General features: G+C 66.3%; 15 protein-coding genes and 1 pseudogene. 14 read left to right on the top strand and 2 right to left on the bottom strand.

The annotated features are described in order from the left end of the window. The first annotated feature begins 360 nt into the window (after window positions 1-360). The gene (locus ACKN61_RS15965; RefSeq protein ID WP_408950366.1) at window positions 361-609 is read left to right on the top strand and encodes a hypothetical protein; all 249 of its coding nucleotides are present in this window, start codon (window positions 361-363) and stop codon (window positions 607-609) included. A 1,092-nt stretch (window positions 610-1,701) separates the two neighbouring features. Here ACKN61_RS15965 and ACKN61_RS15960 read toward each other — a convergent pair. Then, window positions 1,702-2,649, bottom strand: a complete 948-nt coding sequence (locus tag ACKN61_RS15960) for a Vps62-related protein (RefSeq protein ID WP_408950365.1) — start codon at window positions 2,647-2,649, stop codon at window positions 1,702-1,704. A 492-nt stretch (window positions 2,650-3,141) separates the two neighbouring features. On the opposite strand from ACKN61_RS15960, the gene ACKN61_RS15955 reads away from it, so the two are divergent. The 5 genes from ACKN61_RS15955 to ACKN61_RS15935 all read left to right on the top strand — a co-directional run bounded on the left by ACKN61_RS15955 (window position 3,142) and on the right by ACKN61_RS15935 (window position 7,863). Then, window positions 3,142-3,771 carry a hypothetical protein gene (locus ACKN61_RS15955; protein WP_408950364.1) on the top strand — a complete coding sequence of 210 codons (630 nt, stop codon included), beginning with the start codon at window positions 3,142-3,144 and terminating at the stop codon, window positions 3,769-3,771. A gap of 195 nt (window positions 3,772-3,966) precedes the next feature. Beyond that, window positions 3,967-4,599, top strand: a complete 633-nt coding sequence (locus tag ACKN61_RS15950; protein WP_408950363.1) for a hypothetical protein — start codon at window positions 3,967-3,969, stop codon at window positions 4,597-4,599. Continuing rightward, complete coding sequence (locus tag ACKN61_RS15945) at window positions 4,596-5,054, top strand: hypothetical protein (RefSeq protein ID WP_408950362.1); 459 nt, start codon at window positions 4,596-4,598, stop codon at window positions 5,052-5,054. The genes ACKN61_RS15950 and ACKN61_RS15945 overlap by 4 nt, the downstream gene beginning before the upstream one ends. Beyond that, complete coding sequence (locus ACKN61_RS15940; RefSeq protein ID WP_408950361.1) at window positions 5,054-5,866, top strand: hypothetical protein; 813 nt, start codon at window positions 5,054-5,056, stop codon at window positions 5,864-5,866. Before ACKN61_RS15945 ends, ACKN61_RS15940 begins: the two co-directional genes overlap by 1 nt. Continuing rightward, window positions 5,863-7,863 (top strand): hypothetical protein, encoded by a 2,001-nt coding sequence (locus ACKN61_RS15935; protein ID WP_408950360.1) that lies wholly within the window; start codon window positions 5,863-5,865, stop codon window positions 7,861-7,863. The genes ACKN61_RS15940 and ACKN61_RS15935 overlap by 4 nt, the downstream gene beginning before the upstream one ends. 96 nt (window positions 7,864-7,959) lie before the next feature. Here ACKN61_RS15935 and ACKN61_RS15930 read toward each other — a convergent pair whose 3' ends face one another. Continuing rightward, window positions 7,960-8,184, bottom strand: a complete 225-nt coding sequence (locus ACKN61_RS15930) for a hypothetical protein (RefSeq protein ID WP_408950359.1) — start codon at window positions 8,182-8,184, stop codon at window positions 7,960-7,962. Between the two features lie 303 nt (window positions 8,185-8,487). On the opposite strand from ACKN61_RS15930, the gene ACKN61_RS15925 reads away from it, so the two are divergent. The 8 genes and pseudogenes from ACKN61_RS15925 to ACKN61_RS15890 all read left to right on the top strand — a co-directional run bounded on the left by ACKN61_RS15925 (window position 8,488) and on the right by ACKN61_RS15890 (window position 16,094). Next, window positions 8,488-8,916, top strand: coding sequence for a CBS domain-containing protein (locus ACKN61_RS15925; RefSeq protein WP_408950358.1), 429 nt, complete (start codon window positions 8,488-8,490; stop codon window positions 8,914-8,916). 147 nt (window positions 8,917-9,063) lie between these two features. After that, complete coding sequence (locus ACKN61_RS15920) at window positions 9,064-9,957, top strand: NAD(P)/FAD-dependent oxidoreductase (RefSeq protein WP_408950357.1); 894 nt, start codon at window positions 9,064-9,066, stop codon at window positions 9,955-9,957. Then, entirely contained in the window at window positions 9,954-10,229 is a 276-nt protein-coding gene (locus tag ACKN61_RS15915) for a hypothetical protein (protein ID WP_408950356.1), read from the top strand. Before ACKN61_RS15920 ends, ACKN61_RS15915 begins: the two co-directional genes overlap by 4 nt. 170 nt (window positions 10,230-10,399) lie before the next feature. Further along, window positions 10,400-11,467 carry an SDR family oxidoreductase gene (locus ACKN61_RS15910; RefSeq protein ID WP_408950355.1) on the top strand — a complete coding sequence of 356 codons (1,068 nt, stop codon included), beginning with the start codon at window positions 10,400-10,402 and terminating at the stop codon, window positions 11,465-11,467. Window positions 11,468-11,668: 201 nt separating this feature from the next. Further along, window positions 11,669-13,348 carry an ABC1 kinase family protein gene (locus tag ACKN61_RS15905; protein WP_408950354.1) on the top strand — a complete coding sequence of 560 codons (1,680 nt, stop codon included), beginning with the start codon at window positions 11,669-11,671 and terminating at the stop codon, window positions 13,346-13,348. Window positions 13,349-13,584: 236 nt separating this feature from the next. Continuing rightward, the gene (locus ACKN61_RS15900) at window positions 13,585-14,361 is read left to right on the top strand and encodes a hypothetical protein (protein WP_408953840.1); all 777 of its coding nucleotides are present in this window, start codon (window positions 13,585-13,587) and stop codon (window positions 14,359-14,361) included. Window positions 14,362-14,558: 197 nt separating this feature from the next. Further along, a pseudogene (locus tag ACKN61_RS15895) lies at window positions 14,559-15,674 on the top strand (PAS domain S-box protein); the annotation flags it as partial. Further along, window positions 15,672-16,094: a response regulator gene (locus tag ACKN61_RS15890; RefSeq protein ID WP_408953839.1), complete on the top strand. Its 423-nt coding sequence runs from the start codon at window positions 15,672-15,674 to the stop codon at window positions 16,092-16,094. The pseudogene ACKN61_RS15895 and the gene ACKN61_RS15890, both read left to right, overlap by 3 nt. Window positions 16,095-16,126: the final 32 nt, after the last annotated feature.

The following is a 16,126-nucleotide window of genomic DNA, read 5'->3' as shown; positions in this document are numbered from 1 at the left end:
GTGGGAGCGCGCGTGCGCCGCATGTCGGTCGCGACGGCGCCCACAATGTCGGCCGCGTTCGCCTGTGTGCGAGGTTCAGGCGAAACGCGTGGCATCGCTCGATACTGTGATGGGCAGCGTGTATTCCTGGAAACGATACGGGCGAAATGACTGGCGCGGCGGGGACGGCTGTGAACGGGGGCATCCGGGTCGGCATGGGCGTATCGCCACGATGGGGAGCATCGGTGGCGGTGGATCGGTTCGTCGTCGAGCGTCGGCGCTGAAGCATCCCACGGGCAGTGGCCGCGCGGGTGACATTCGCATGCCGTTGCAAGATCATGGCGTGAGCGCAACGCGGCATTCTCGAAGGAGCGGCACCCGATGACCAAACGCGAACGACGCAACGGAACCGAGCAGCCCAGTGCCGTGGCCTTGCGCGCAGGGTTGACCCGCGAGCAGCTGGACGCGTTGACGACCCTGGAGCATTTCCGCTGGGAACTGCGTTTCGTTCGGCGGCCGCTGTTCCTGGAGCCGATTCCGGTGGTGTTCCATCCCGATGGCGAGCGTTACGCGGTGCTGGAGGCGGACGGTTCGCTCAATGAGAACCCGGGGTTCGAGATACGCCGCTGAGGGGGTTGCCGGTGGCGCGGGTTGGTTCGTGTCCGTGGCATCGCGGTGGGGGCTCTGAGGGTAGGAGCGGCGCGAGCCGCGACCGCGCTGCTTCGGTCTCGCGGCGTATCGATCAAGCAAGACCAAGATCAGGATCAAACGCCAAAAGCTTCCGCCACTAAAGCGGCGGGTAACTTTCTTTTGTCTAAAGCAACAAAAGAAAGTCACCAAAGAAAAATGCTTTTGCTTTGAATCACAGGCCCACACGAGCGATGCCTCCGCGGGGATTTTTCATACGGGACATCCCTGTCCCGATGAAAAACGGCCTGCATCCATGCAGGCCGCCCTCCGGGTCTTCGATTACCTTCGCTAGTGCGAGACGTCGCACAACAACAGCAAAGGCCAAAGCCACGACCGAGGCCGGTATTTGACACTGCCTGCGAAGTATCGTCGCCATCCACAGTTCGTGGTCGCGGCTCACGCCGCTCCTACCCTTAGAGCGAGATTCGTCGTTGCCGTTGCCATTTAGAGCTTGGCGTAGCCATGCACTGGCGAGACCGATGGAGACCCGGAGGGCGGCGCGCAGGGATGCGCGCCGTTTTTCATCGGCACAGGGATGTCCCGTATGAAAAAGCCCCGCGTCGGCATCGTTCGTGCGGGCCCTTGACTCAAAGAAAAGCATTTTTCTTTGGTTATCTTTCTTTTGTTGCTTATGACAAAAGAAAGTAACCCGCCGCTTTAGTGGCGGAAGCTTTTGGCGTTTGATCTTGATCTTGCTTGATAAGTGCGCGGCAAGAGCGTTGCGGCGTGGTCGCGGCTCGTGACCGAAGGAAATCCAGTAGGACGCCGTTCCTACCCTGGCGATGGCACGCCGTTTCGATGAGCGACGGCGGCATTGTTGTCTCTGTGCGTCCCGCGGTCGCGACTCACGTCGCTCCTACAACTGCAGGCTCTGCACGGCATGAGCACGCAGTGCAGCGAATCCATCCCTGTAGGAGCGACGTGAGTCGCGACCGCAGGGTCTAGGCTTCGCGGCGTATCGCTCAAGCAAGCCCAAGATCGCACGCGAACGCGAACGCTATCGCGATCGATGCCACCTTTACCCCGGCCACATCACGGCGGAAACACGAACGGTGGGTAAGGCCCATAAAACGGGAAGCCCGGTTTTTCGTCGTTGGGCTGCAGCGAGGGATCGGCGTCGCCGGCCACGATCGGTCCCTTGTCGGCCGACGGTCCGGTCGGGCCGGTGGTCTCGCCGATGCCCAGTTCCTGGCCGCTGCCGCGTTCGCCCCACAGCACGTGGCCGCCATACCAATCCTGCGTGGTCACATCGACCGCCGGCTGGCCGGCCAGGTCGAAACGCACGCCGCCGCTCTTGGCCGAGTCGTCGATGCCCGGCGCCTTGGTTTCCCAAGAACCGGTCTCGGGGAAATTCGCATGCGAGCCCTGGCCGACGTAGGACACCGGGCGGCCGTCTTCTTTCGGCGTGTCCGCCCACGAGCGCTCGGCGTTCAAGCCGCCATGGGCGCTATAGCGCACCGCGGTCGGCTGGTATTGGTCGTCGAGCTGCACGGTGATCTTTTCCCAGTCGCCTTCGTGGTTCTGCACGTCGCCAAGGCCGGACGGGCCGTCGTTGTAGGAATAAAACAGGTGGTAGGTGATGGTGTTGCTTTCGGGGTCGTATTGGTAAAGGTTTTTGCTGTTGGCGAGGTCGCCGTCGCGGACGCCGTCGCCGAGTTCTTCGTTCTGGTGGTCGAGGAACAACTGGCTGTCGGCATCCTTGTTGTCGGGCCCGATGTCGGCCAGTTCCTGCGCCGGCACCTCGCCCAGCCCATGCAGTTCCTTGTCGCCCCAGAAGTCGCGTTCCTGCCGCAACGTCGATTGCTCGATATAGGTGTTCGGGTCCTGCAGGAAATTTTCTTCCTGTGGATGGAAGTAGAGGATCGGGGCGTAGCGCTGGGCGAGTTCCTGCTGCTGCACGGGAGTAAGCGGCGCCGGGGTGACCGGTTCGGCCGGCGGCAGGCATTGACGGGAGGGGCCGGAAATATCGGAGGGATACATGGCACTGCTCCAGTGCGCGGGAGGTCGCGGTACGAGTTTAGTAAGGCGGATCGGGCTGCAGCAGTCGGGCAGACCCTAGGGCGGGCCGCGCGAATGCGAATGCAACCGCGAAACCGGCAACCTGCCTCGCAGGGAGACCCGAATGCCCCTGCAGGACGGGCCGGACGCGGGGCCGTACGCAATCGAATCCACAGGAGCGCGGGCGAGCCGGGCGGGGGAGCGGGCACCTCAACCGGGCCAGCAGCGCGCCTTCCAACCGGCCACGTACGGTATCGATCTCTGTGGAAGAGGCGAGCTGTACAGAGTGTGACCGGGATTGACCGGGCAGGGCGGGGTGTGACCAAGAACGTCAGCAGTGTGACATCGGTCGCACGAAGTTTACGTATACTTAACAAGCAATATGCCGAATGTCACTCATTGGCATACTTTGTGCGTTTTTATGGCCTGCGCCCGGAGCCCCGGCACGCTATCGACCTTCCCTGGAACCCAATAATGCGAACGCTCACGAAGTCCCTTTTGGCCCTTTCGCTGCTCGCCGCCGTACCCATGCTCGCCCAAGCCGAGTCGCAGTACACCACCGGCACCGGCACCCCGATCACCGCCAGCGCCAAGCTGGACTTCCAGATCACGATTCCGAAGATCCTGTTCCTGCGCGTCGGCAGCGGTGCGGACTACACCACCAACACCACGGTCAACCAGATCGCATTCGTCGTGCCGGCCGCGCAGGTCGGTATCGGTGGCGCGGGCATCGCTGCCACCGCCGCCTCCGGCGACCTCAACGACGGCAAGGTCACCGCCAAGCTGGTCGGCAACAACGGCACCATCACCCTGACCTCGACCACCCTGGGCGCGTTGAGCAATGGCGTCGCCGGCGACACCATCTCCTACAGTCAGATCGAAGCGACCGAGGCCGTGCTGACCTCGGCGGCGGCGCTGCCGCATCCGACCCTGGCCGACGGCGCGACCACCACGACCACCGTGGTTCCGGGCACCGGCAAGCTGGTCAACCGCGACGCGACCTGGACCTACAAGTACAAGAACGCCAACGTCGTCGCTCCGGGCGTCTACGGCGGCGTCAACGCCAACAACAGCCGCGTCACTTACACGGCTTCGATGCCGTAAGCCGCAAGCCGGACGTCCCTTGCGACATTCTCCGTTCCCGCAACCGTGGGAACGGTCCCGGCTTGTCCCGGGGGTTGCGGGAACGGCCCCGGCTTGATCCGCAGCCGCGGAAAGGCTCCGGACCGCCCCGCGACCGCGGGAACGGTTCCGGTTCGCCTGCACCCGCGGCAACGGTTCCGATTTCAGAGGCCCGACATGGCTTTGTCCTTACGCCCGGCGTGCTGGGTGCTGCTCCTGCTTGCGCTGGGCTGGTTCGACACCGCCCAGGCCTTCGTCGTCACGATCTCGCCGGGCGCGCGCATGGTCTACCTGCGGGTCGGCAACGGCGTGTTCACCGGCAATTATTCCAGCGGCGGCACGCCCGGCCGCGGCGGAGCGATCAACAAAGTCTCGGTGACGGTGCCCGCGGCGGTGCTCGGCAACGGCACCGACCAGGTCATGACCACCGACGCCACCCAGGCCAACAGTTCCTACGACGGCTTCGCCTTCTGCAACGTGCCGGCGCAGATCTATGTCGGCGGTTTCTATCGTCTGCCCGGCAGCACCGGCACCGCGACCCTGACCGCGACCGCACCGGCGGCGGGCCTCAGCAACGGCGCCGGCAGTACGATCCCGTTCTCGCAGATCAGCTGGACCAGCAGCGGCAATAACGACACCGGCGCGCAGCCGATCCTGGCCGGCACTTTCACCGGCGGCCCGCAGACCCTTGCGAGTTTTCCGGTCAATACCTGGCGCGAAAGCTGCCACACCTTCCGCTACGCCAACGACGCCGTCGTCGCCTCCGGTACCTACACCGGCCAGGTGGTCTACACCTTGAGCGCGCCATGAAGCGCGTCATAGCAGCCTGCGCGCTGTTCGCCGCGATGTTGCCGTCGCAGGCCGGCACCCATCGCGTCGACGACAGCGCCAGCCAGGTCACCGCCAACACCTTGCGCATGCAGTGGGACTCGGTCGCGCCGCGCAGCGGCGAGCGGCCGACGGTGTCGGGCGCGCTGACCGTGTGGGTGCGTCTGAACCTCGCGCCGTGGCAAGGCCGCAGCGGCCGCGTCTATATGACCTTGCCGCCACAGGCGACCGGCCCGATCACCGCCACCTGGACCACCCAGGGCCGCTTGCTGCCGGGCACGCTGCGCGCCGGCGAACGCACCCTGGTCTACAGCGGCACCATGCCGGCCGGCCTGCTCGACGACACCATCCGCCTGACCATCCAGGCCGACGGACAGAAGCTGGTGCGTACCGAACAACTCAATTTCTCCTTCGAAATCGACGTGGAAGACCTCTGATGCGTACCGCTGTCCTGCGCCATGCCTCGACGTTTGCGGCGCTCGCGTTCGCGCTGTCGTCGATCGCCGGTCCGAGCTTCGCCCAGGGTTTTTCCGCCCTGGTTTCGCCGCCGCGCTTCGAAGACACGGCCAAGCCCGGCACCACGTACCGCAACGTGGTCGAGATCTCCAACATCTCCAATGCGGTCGGCCGCTACACCCTGAAGACCGCCGACTGGCATCTCGACGCGCAGGGCGCGGCGGTGTTCGACGAGGCGCTCGCGCCCGACAGTTGCCGGCCCTGGGTCGGCCTGGAAGCGGCGCAGATCGAGATCGCGCCGAACGGCAAGCGCCGTTATCGCTTCGAGGTGGTGGTGCCGGAACAGGCGGCGCCCAGCGAATGCCGGTTCGCGATCCTGCTCGAAGGCGCGCCGGAGATGGTCGGCGATCAGCTCACCGTGCCCGTGTCCGGGCGCATCGGCATCATCGTCTACCTGGGCATCGGCGAGGTCGCCGCGCAGTTGCAGCACGTCGCCAGCCAGGTGCGCGAGATCGACGGCCGGCGCCTGCCGGTGCTCGACATCCGCAACACCGGCAAGGCGCATACGCGTCTGGAAGGGCTGGTCGACGGCGTCGACGCGAATGGCCGCAAGTTCGCGCTCGCACCGTCCAGCCTGCCGATTCTTCCGGGCGAAACGCGTTCGATCGCCTTGGTGCCGGAAGGCGACGACCCGGCCACGCCGGCGCCGCCGATCGTCTATCCGCTGAGCCTGAAGGGCGCATTGGAATGGGGCCGTCAGCGCCTCGAACTCGACGTACGCATCGACAAATGAGACCCGCCCGACGGCTCGCCCGGCGCAGACTGGCGATCTGCGTCGCCTGTACGCTTGCGTCGGCCGCGCCTGCGGCGTTGGCGGCCGATGCGTCGGCGCCGGTCTACCGCGACCGCATCATCGCCGCGCAGGCGTTGGCGCCGCTGCCGCCCGACGAAGACGAGGTCGTCGACGGCGACGGCCTGCCGCGTTCGTTCCGGCTCGAGCTCAACGCGGCCTATACCGAGCGCGGCGACGAGCACTTCGGCGAGCAAGGCCTGGCCGCCGGCGGATTCTGGGAAACCGCGAACTGGGGCAGCCTGTCGCTCGACGCGACCGTCTTCCACAGCGACCGCGACCGCTTCGCCGACGACAGCGGTTGGGGCGGGGCGACGACCTTATGGCAGCGCAATCTGTTCGTCGACGGCGGTTGGCGTCTCGACAACGGCCTGGGCGTGATCAACACGCCGTCCTCGCAGTTGCAACGCAACCAATACCGGTTCTTCCTGCCGAGCGTGGCGATGGCCGGCCTGAGCACGCAATGGACCCGCGACGCCAGCGGCCTGAGCGTGTACGGCGCGGTCGGGCGCGCCGGGCTCTACAACGGCACCCGCGTGGTCGGTTTCGATGTTGCCGACGGCCACGTCGGCGCGTTCGGCGCGCAATGGCAGGGCGCGCCCGGTTGGACCCACGCGGTCTCGGCGCTGAGCACCGATGGACGCATCGTGCCCGACGACGTCGGCGAGCCGGGCCTGGTCGACCGGCCCAGCCAGGCCGCGCATTGGGCGAGCGCGTGGCGGTCCGATCGCGATGCGGTGCAACTGAACCTGCTCGGCAGTCACGACGGCGGCGGCAACGCCACCGGCGCCTGGATCGACGCGAGTTCGCGACGCGGCCGCTATCGCCACCACTACGGCCTGTTCTCGCTCGACCCGGGCCTGACCTGGGGCGCGTCGCCGATCAACCAGGACGTACGCGGCGGCTATTACCGGCTGGCCTATCAGTACGGCCGCTGGAGCTGGAACACCGGCGTCGACGACATCCGTTCGATCAGCGGCGCCGGCTTCGACGGCCAGTACGCGACTGCGTTCGCGCGCTACCAGGCGAGCAGCGTGTTCGGTTACGGCGCCAGCCTGAGCCTGCGTCACGCCGACGACGACACCTACGCGGCGCAGTTGTTCGCCGACCGGCGCAACGATTGGGGCCAGACTCGCGTCCAGTTCGATCACGCCGGCGGTGGAGGCGGAGTCGGGCGCAGCTGGCAGGCGAGCATCGACCAGGCCTTGCCCTTGCGCGAAGGCCGGCGTTTGTCGGTCTCGCTCGGGTACGGCGAATGGGGCGAGCGCAACGAAACCTCGTCCGGGCTTGCGGTCCGCACCACGACCCGCACCACGACCTTTTCGATGTACGGCGGCGTGGAGCTCGGCGACCGCGTGTCCGTCGACGGCACCGCGCGCTGGACCCACGGCGAAGGCCCGGCGGCGATGCGCGGCGTCGACATGAACCTCGGCATCAACTGGCGCATCGCACCGCGCTGGTCGCTGACCGCCGCGCTGTACCAGAGCCAGGGCTCGCAGCGCTCGCCGTTCGCGCTCGATCCGCTGATCGTCGACTCGCCGTTCCTGTCGCTGCCGCGCGAACGCTCGGCCTTCCTAACCCTGCGTTACGTGCGTCAGGCCGGCCGCGCGCTGCCGGTGATCGGCGGGGCACCCGGCTCGGCGGTCGGCAGCATCGACGGTTCGCTGTTCCTAGACGACAACGACGACGGTGTGCGCGCCGCGTCCGAACAGGCCGCGCCGAACGTGACTGTGGTGCTCGACGGCCGCTACGCGGTGCGCACCGACAGCAACGGCCAGTTCTCGTTCCCGCGCGTTTCGGTCGGCAAGCACACGATCGCGGTGATTCCCGACAACCTGCCGCTGCCGTGGGCGGTGCGCGACGACCGCGGCCTGCAGTCGATCGAAGTCGGCGTGCGGCGCAGCCAACGCGTCGATATTCCGGCGACGCGGCAGCGCTGAGGCGCAGCCGGCGGGCACCGCCTCGACGGTGAACGCCGCAGCGGTTGTTGGGCGTTCGTGAACGCCTGGGCGGTCGGGCACGACTTCTGCTTAACCTCATGGGGGCCACCGTCGTCCAAGGGCCGCCCCGATTTCGGCGGCGACGAGGTAGCGGACATGGGCAACAAGAGCAACGGCAACCCACGCGATGGCGGGCCTCAGCAAGGCCGGCCTCCGCACGGCCAGGGCCACCAACCCTTGCCCGGCGAGAATCCTGCGCAGGAAGGCGAGCACGGGAAGCGGAAAGTCCAGAACGCCGATTTGCCGCAAGGTGAGGGGCATCAACCCTTGCCCGGCGAAGACCCGCAAGACCCGGCCCCGAAGCGCTAGGTCCCGGCCGTCGCATCGGCGGCGCGGCGCGACCGATGGCAATGCGCGGGTGGCGTAGCGCACGCGTCGCGATGCGCGGGCGGAGCAGCGCAAAAAATAATAGTTGCGCGCTGACGGCCATTCATTGCGCCGAGCGCGCTGCGAACGTCATTGCCGCGACGTGAAGGCCGCCATCGCCGCGGTTCACGGCGGTCGAACGAAACGCGGACGACAATCCGCTTGCACTGCATCTTTCACTCACTGCGGAGGAGCATCGTGATCACTGCGAAAACCCTGATGACGCCGGATCCGGCGACCTGTTTCATCGGCACGCCGGTGCGGGAGATCGCTCGCCTGATGCTCGACCACGACTGCGGCGAGATTCCCGTGCTCGATGAGCAAAGAAGGCCGCTCGGTGTGGTGACGGATCGCGACATCGCGATCCGTATCGTCGCCACCGGCGGCGACGGCACCGCCACCGCCGGCGAAGCGATGACCTCGCCGGTCAAGACGGTGAGCGAAGACAGCGATCTGCAAGACTGCGTCGTCCTGATGGAAACCGCGCAGGTGCGCAGGGTGCCGGTGGTCAACGCCACCGGCGAACTCGTCGGCATCGTGTCCTTGGCGGATATCGCGCTGGCCGGCCAGAGCCGGGCCACGGCGGCGGTGATCAAGGAAGTGTCCACGCCCGCCGCCGCGCACTAGGCGATCGGTCTTGTCCATGCGCAGCGGACAGACATCGGGCCGAACTTGCCTGCGCATAAGCGAGTGCCAGTCGGAGCCAAGGCTCGTGCAGGCGCATGAGCCGGCTCGCGCATGCGCGTCGGCGTTGCGCTCCGGCCCGGGCAGGCGATGAACGAGTTCGATGCGATCGTGATCGGTGGCGGCCCGGCGGGCCTGACCGCGGCGACCTATCTGCGGCGCTTCCATCGCAGCTGTCTGGTGATCGACGCCGGCAACAGCCGGGCGAAGCGAATTCCCGAGAGCCACAACTGCCCCGGATTTCCCTACGGCGTTTCCGGAGTGGATCTGCTGGCGCGTATGAAACGTCAGGCCGAGGGCGTAGGCGCGCAGTTCCGTGCCGATTGGGTCGATGCCGTCGCCCATCGGGATGAACGGTTCATCGTGTCGGGGCGCGAAGGACGATGGCGTGCGCGAGCGGTGATCCTGGCCAGCGGCGTGCAGGACGAGCTGCCCGAGGTAGATTGGATCGAGGACGCGATCGCCTGCGGTGCGGTCCGCCTGTGCGCCGTCTGCGACGCCTATGAAGCGAGCGATCTGCGCATCGGCGTGTATGGCCCGCGCGCCCGGCTCGCGTCGCATGCCCGGTTTCTGCGCGGCTACTCCGAGCACGTCTTCGTCATTCCGTCCGATGCGTACTCGGCGGACGAGGCCGACGATCTGGCCGGGCTGACCGTACTGGCCGGCGGCGGCGAACTGGCCTTCGATGGCGAGCGCTGCAGCTATCGCGAGCCGGATGGCGCGACGACGCGCCTGGACACGATCTATCCCTACCTGGGCTGCGTCACCAATGCGCCGTTGGCCGCGGCGGTCGGCGCCGAGCTGAGCGCGAGCGGCGAAATCGTCGTCGACGCGCATCAGATGACGCGGGTCGCGGGCCTGTATGCGATTGGCGACGTCGTCAGCGGCCTCAACCAGATCTCCGTCGCCGTCGGGCAGGCCGCGATCGCGGCCACGCACGTGCACAACCGTCTGCCGGCGGCGATCCGGGCTGCGCAGGCATGACGGTATCGCCCGATGCGATCGGTTGGCTGGCATCGGCGGTGCTGATCGCCACGCTGATACGGCAGATCGTCAAGCAACAACAGGACAAAGAGGCCGCAGGCGTTTCGAAATGGCTGTTCATCGGCCAGTGCGCGGCCTCGGCCGGGTTCGTGGCCTACAGCATCCTGGTCGGGAATTGGGTGTTCATCGTGACCAACAGTGCCGTGCTCGCGACCGCGATCGTCGGCCAGGCGCTCGTCGCCAAGCGCAAAAAAGCGAGGTCGCAGGCGTAGGCGCATGCAGGCAGCGGATGAACGAAGCCGGTCGGTCACGACGAGCGGATAGGCCGCACGAGCGTCCGCTGCGGATTGCCTGTACTGGCGTTGATGTCGAACGGCCGTTCACGTCCACCGAATGAAGCCGATTCTATGGTCGGGGCCTGTTCCTCTGTCGTGGTGATCACATGGCCAGCAAGAAGGCATCCAAGTCGCCCGGGAAATCCGTAGACCGCTCGGTGAAGCGCTCGCCTCGTCCCGCCTCCACCGCCTCGATGGGGGCGGCGGCGGCCGAGCGTACCGCAGCGCGACAGCGCAGCATCCAGAAGAACATCGATGCGAACCAGGACCCGTCCGCCTCGAAGAAAGCCTCCGGGAAAACCGCCGTGCAGGCCGGGCCGCATAGCCAGCCCGAGAACCCGCTGCCGAAGCAGCATCTGCTCAAGCCCGGCCGCGAGAGCGATCTCGTGCCTGCGCCGAAGTTCGCCGCCGAAGGCTATCTGGGCAGCGCCAAGCTCGACGGCATGGTCGCGATCGTGACCGGTGGCGACTCCGGCATCGGACGCGCGGTGGCCGTGTTGTTCGCCCGCGAAGGCGCGGATGTGGCGGTGCTGTACTTGAACGAGCACGAAGACGCCCTGGACACCTGCAGATACGTCGAGCGCGAAGGGCGCCGCGCCTTGGCGATCGCCGGCGACGTGCGCGACCCGAAGTTTTGCGAAGCGGCGGTCGCCCAGACCGTCGCTGAGTTCGGGCGCCTCGACGTGCTGGTCAACAACGCCGCCTTCCAACTGCATGCGCAGTCGCTGGAAGAGCTGAGCGACGCGCATCTGCAGGAAACCCTTCAGACCAATATTGCCGGCTATTTCCATATGGCGCGCGCTGCCTTGCCGCATCTGGGGCAGGGCGCATCGATCATCAATACCGGCTCGGAGACCGGCATCTTCGGCAGCAAGCATCTGCTGGATTATTCGGCGACGAAAGGCGCGATCCATGCGTTCACGAAGTCGTTGGCGAGCCAATTGCTGCCGAGAGGGATCCGGGTCAACGCGGTCGCGCCCGGCCCGGTCTGGACGCCGTTGAACCCGGCCGACAAACCGGCCGATGCGGTGGCGAAATTCGGCCAGGACAGCGACATGGGGCGACCGGCGCAGCCGGAAGAAATTTCGCCCGCCTACGTGTTCCTCGCCGCGCCGATCTGCGCGTCGTACGTCAACGGCGTGATCCTGCCGGTCATGGGTGGGCCCCGGGGTTAGTTCGCACGCAGGGCACCGGTTCGGCGCATGGCTGAGCTGCGAGCTCGGCGCGAGCGCCCGCGGCCGCGCATTGTCTGAACGCGCGTTCTCGCCGACACGTCGCGCGCCCGCGCGACCCTCACGAGCTGTTGGCGAGGTCTGCGGAATAGTCGGCCTGTCCGTTCTGCGTCATGGTTCGATCACCGCCAAGGAGCCGCCGCAATGAGCGCCACCCCGAGCACTTTGACCCGCACCGCGCAACTGGTCGGCTTTTTGCTCAAGTACCGAAACTCGGGCGTGTTCACCGGGTTGGACTGGGATGCCGCGACCGACCTCGACGTGGAGGTGCCCGAAGAGGGACGGCCGGCGGATTTCGTACGCGACCTCGAAGCCCTCGGGCCGACCTTCATCAAGATCGGCCAGGCCTTGTCGACGCGGCCGGACATGGTGCCGCCGGCGTATCTGGCGGCGCTGGAGAAAATGCAGGACGACGTTACCGCCTTGGATGCGGCGACCATCGAGGCGGTGGTCGAGGCGGAACTGGGGGTGCGGCTGCACAGCGTCTTTCCGGGATTCGACGCCAAGCCGCTCGGCTGCGCGTCGCTGGCGCAAGTGCATCGCGCCACCCTGCGCGACGGCCGCGAAGTGGCGGTCAAGGTGCAGCGGCCCAACGTGGCGCAGCTCATCCGCGGCGACCTGGACACCTTGCAGATGCTCGCCGCGAAAGCCGATCACAACACCCAGGTCGGCAGGCGCCTGCATTTCGTCGATTGGGTCCAGGAATTTCGCAAGACGGTCATGGACGAGTTGGACTATCGGCTCGAAGCCGATCATCTCGAACGTTTCGGCGAGCACCTGGCCAAGTACCCGATGCTGGTCGTGCCGCAACCGCTGCGCGACCTGTCCAGTGCGCGCGTGCTGACCATGGAACTGGTGACCGGCAGCAAGGTCACCGAACCGCTCGGGCTGCGCCGCACCGAGCATTCCATGCGCCCCCTGGTGGTCGATCTGTTGCGCGGCTACCTCGACCAGATGTTCGTGCATGGCGAGATGCATGCCGACCCGCATCCGGGCAACCTGCTGATCACGCCCGATCACCGGTTGGCGATATTCGACCTGGGCATGGTCGCGCACATCCCTCCCAAGATGCGCGGGCGCTTGTTGAAACTGGTGTTCTCGGCGGTGGACGGGCGCGGCGAAGCGGTGGCCGACGAACTGATCGCCCTGGGCGTGCGGCTGCACGATTTCGACGAGGGCCGCTTCGTGCGCGAGGTCGGGCAACATGTAGCGCGCTATGCGGCGCACGGCCATTCGCAGGATTGGTCGGAAGGGCGCCTGTTCCTGCACCTGAGCCGCCTCAGCGCCTTGTGCGGCTTGCGCACCCCGCCCGAGTTCAATCTGCTCGCCAAGACCCTGCTCAACCTCGAAACCGTCTGCGTCGCGCTCGACCCCGAGCTGAGCCTGAAGGCGACGGTCGAGGATCACCTGCAAGGTCTGTTGCGCGACCGTCTGCTGCAAACCTTGTCGCCGGCGAACCTGGCGAGCGAAGCGATCGAGCTGCAGTCGCTGCTACAGGATGCGCCGCGCAAGGTCGGTACCGTGCTGTCGCTGCTCGCCGAGAACCGCCTGCAGATGCGGATCACCGGTTGGCAGGATTCGGCGATCATGGAGAACCTGCAGAAGATCGCCAACCGCATCGCCGCCGGCATCGTCGTCGCCGCGCTGCTGATCTCCAGCGCGCTGTTGCTGCGCTCGGGGGTGGGGCCGTTTCTGTTCGGCTATCCGGCCTTCGCGCTGCTGTTGTTCGTGGTCGCGGTGGGGCTCGGGCTGGCGATCGTGGTCAGCGCCTTGCGCAACGACAAGAAGCCGCGGCCGCGCGAGGAGCGCGGCATGCGTTCGTGATTGCGCTAGAACCTGTTCGTAACGAAGCAGGCGCCACCTGAACGATCGCCACCATGGAGTGTTGCGTTGCGATGCGCCGCGGTCGAATGCTCAGGGCTTGCTGACTGCTTCAGTTTCGCCGCGAATTTTCGCCAATGTTAATGCTGTCTTCGCGCCTCGGCGACGCGCTGCACATCCTTCGGGGAGGATGCTTGCAGGCATTGCACACGGCCATCAAGGCCACACGAGGAGACGACATGTCGAATTCAAACGAGCCGCGCGATCTCAATCGCGACCCCATCAGTGGTACACCGGGATCGCATCCAGTCGGCGTCGGCTTGGGCGGCGCCAGCGGCGCCGCGGCGGGCGCGATCATCGGCGCCATCGCCGGACCCATCGGCATGCTGGTCGGCGGCGGCGTGGGCGCCATCGCGGGCGCAGCGGCGGGTAAGGGCATCGCCGAGCGCATCGATCCGACCGGAGAGTCCGAGTACTGGCAGAGCGCTCATGCCGAGCGGCCTTATTACGACGCCAAGTACGATTATGCGACCGACTACGCGCCGGCCTATGCTTACGGCGCCGAAGCCCGCTCGCGCCTGAACGATCGCCCCTGGGACCCGAGCATCGAGGCGGAGCTGGAGCGCGATTGGGCCAGTACGCGCAATCAGTCTCGGCTCGATTGGGCCGATGCGAAGCCCGCCGTCCGCGACGCCTGGGACCGCACCGAGCGGACTTACCGTACTTACGACGCAGCCGACCGCTACTACGAATCCAGGTTCGATGAGGCGACTTATCGCGAAAAGGACGTCGGCTACAACGATTATCGGCCGGCCTATCGGTATGGCGTGCAGGCGCGCCACCAGGCAGCCGGACGCGAGTGGGACGACAAGCTCGAAAACGAGCTGGGCCGTGGCTGGGATAAGGTCAAAGGCCAGTCGCGACTCGGCTGGGACAAGGCCAAGGCGGCGACGAAGGACGCTTGGCATAGCGTCGAACGGGCGCTTCCGGGCGACGCCGACCGTGACGGTCGCTAACGGCTGAGGCGATCACGTTGCCGGCGCCGATTCGGCGCCGGCAACGCTTCGATTCGGGACTCGTCGCCTATCGATCCGGCGGCGGCATCGGCATGGTTCCGTTGCAGGCTGTCGTCCCTGTGCGCACTATCGATTGCTCAGCATCTGGCGCCGATCGTACGCGCACTGTAGGACGCCCCAGACGTCAGAGGAGTTCCATGTCGACCTCATTGCATATCGACAATGCGTTCACCGGCATTGGCGAGGGCGTGGCCTTGGTCCAACAGTCGCGCCAGCTCGAACTGCTGATCATGGGCGTGGTGGATTACGCGATCTACATGCTCGACCCTAACGGCAACATCGCGAGTTGGAACTCGGGCGGTGCGCGCATCAAGGGTTACGACGCCGAGGAAGTGATCGGGCGTCACTTCTCCATTTTCTATACCGAAGAAGACGTCGCCGCCGGCGTGCCCCAGGCCGCATTGGCGCGCGCCGCGCAGACCGGCCAGTTCGATGCCGAGGGCTGGCGCGTGCGCAAGGACGGAACCCGCTTCTGGGCCAGCGTCGTCATCGATGCCATTCGCGAGGACGGCGAGCTGCTTGGTTTCGCGAAGGTCACCCGCGACATCACCGAGCGCAAGCATGCCGCGCAAGCGCTGGAAGAGGCGCAGAACGCGCTGCTGCAGGCGCAGAAGCTGGAAGCGGTCGGGCAACTGACCTATGGCATGGCGCACGACTTCAACAACCTGCTGACCGTGGTGGGGCACAGCCTGGACCGTCTTCGGGTGGTGCGGCACGACGACGAGAAGTTCGATCGCACGACGACCACCGCGCGCCGCGCGCTGGACCGCGGCACGCGCCTTACCAAGCAGTTGCTCGCATTCTCGCGCGGACAGGTCCTGCGACCCAAGGCGGTCGACGTCAACGCCTTGATCCGCGATGCCGAGGTGCTGTTGAGCCGCGTCTGCGACGAACGCATCGAGTTGTCCCTGGATTTGTGCGCCGGCACGGCGACGATCCAGGCCGACCCGACCCAACTGGAGGCGAGCCTGCTCAATCTGATGATCAACGCCCGCGATGCGGTCGCATCCGCCGGTGGCCGAATCCGGGTGTCGACCGAGATCCACGATGAGCATCTGCGCATTTCGGTATCCGACAACGGCAGCGGCATGACGCCGGAAGTGGCCAAGCGCGCCACCGAACCGTTCTTCACCACCAAGGATGTCGGCAAGGGTTCCGGCCTGGGTCTCAGCCAGGTCTACGGTTTCGTCAAGCAGACCGGCGGTGCCTTCGAACTCAAGTCGTCTGCCGAAGGCGGCACCAGCATCGTGATGCACTTCGCTTTGAGCAGCTTGATCGAGGCGCCGTCGCAACCGACCGTGCTGCTGGTCGACGACGACGAGAACATCCTGGATGTGGTGCAGGAGAGCTTGCGCGATGCGGGCTATTCGGTCGTTACCGCGGCGAACGGTGCGCAGGCGCTGCAGATACTGAATGAAGACGCCGGCAGGATCGACGTCGTATTCAGCGACATCTCCATGCCCGGCGGCATGTCGGGTATCGAATTGGCCAGGCATGCCTACGAAGTGCGTCCGGCCCTGCGGGTGATCCTGACCTCCGGATACTCGCCGAACTGGCTGCCGGAGTTTCCGCCGAACTGCGAGTTCCTGCCGAAGCCCTACGAAATGTCGGACCTGGATCGCCGCCTGCGTCGAAAGCGCCGCCCAACCGATCAGGCGACGCTTTCGACGTAGCTATCAGCGGAAGACTTCGCCATTTGAGCGAG

Origin of the sequence: Lysobacter sp. Hz25 (assembly GCF_046097045.1) — a bacterium.
GTDB lineage: Bacteria > Pseudomonadota > Gammaproteobacteria > Xanthomonadales > Xanthomonadaceae > Lysobacter > Lysobacter antibioticus_B.
This window is presented reverse-complemented; position numbering and strand designations above follow the sequence as displayed.

Bases quoted from the DNA above. Each gene is read 5' to 3' on its own strand.
- ACKN61_RS15965 (WP_408950366.1), top strand. From the start codon at position 361: ATGACCAAACGCGAACGACGCAACGGAACCGAGCAGCCCAGTGCCGTG.
- ACKN61_RS15960 (WP_408950365.1), bottom strand. From the start codon at position 2,649: ATGTATCCCTCCGATATTTCCGGCCCCTCCCGTCAATGCCTGCCGCCG.
- ACKN61_RS15955 (WP_408950364.1), top strand. From the start codon at position 3,142: ATGCGAACGCTCACGAAGTCCCTTTTGGCCCTTTCGCTGCTCGCCGCC.
- ACKN61_RS15950 (WP_408950363.1), top strand. From the start codon at position 3,967: ATGGCTTTGTCCTTACGCCCGGCGTGCTGGGTGCTGCTCCTGCTTGCG.
- ACKN61_RS15945 (WP_408950362.1), top strand. From the start codon at position 4,596: ATGAAGCGCGTCATAGCAGCCTGCGCGCTGTTCGCCGCGATGTTGCCG.
- ACKN61_RS15940 (WP_408950361.1), top strand. From the start codon at position 5,054: ATGCGTACCGCTGTCCTGCGCCATGCCTCGACGTTTGCGGCGCTCGCG.
- ACKN61_RS15935 (WP_408950360.1), top strand. From the start codon at position 5,863: ATGAGACCCGCCCGACGGCTCGCCCGGCGCAGACTGGCGATCTGCGTC.
- ACKN61_RS15930 (WP_408950359.1), bottom strand. From the start codon at position 8,184: ATGCCCCTCACCTTGCGGCAAATCGGCGTTCTGGACTTTCCGCTTCCC.
- ACKN61_RS15920 (WP_408950357.1), top strand. From the start codon at position 9,064: ATGAACGAGTTCGATGCGATCGTGATCGGTGGCGGCCCGGCGGGCCTG.
- ACKN61_RS15915 (WP_408950356.1), top strand. From the start codon at position 9,954: ATGACGGTATCGCCCGATGCGATCGGTTGGCTGGCATCGGCGGTGCTG.
- ACKN61_RS15910 (WP_408950355.1), top strand. From the start codon at position 10,400: ATGGCCAGCAAGAAGGCATCCAAGTCGCCCGGGAAATCCGTAGACCGC.
- ACKN61_RS15905 (WP_408950354.1), top strand. From the start codon at position 11,669: ATGAGCGCCACCCCGAGCACTTTGACCCGCACCGCGCAACTGGTCGGC.
- ACKN61_RS15900 (WP_408953840.1), top strand. From the start codon at position 13,585: ATGTCGAATTCAAACGAGCCGCGCGATCTCAATCGCGACCCCATCAGT.
- ACKN61_RS15890 (WP_408953839.1), top strand. From the start codon at position 15,672: ATGCACTTCGCTTTGAGCAGCTTGATCGAGGCGCCGTCGCAACCGACC.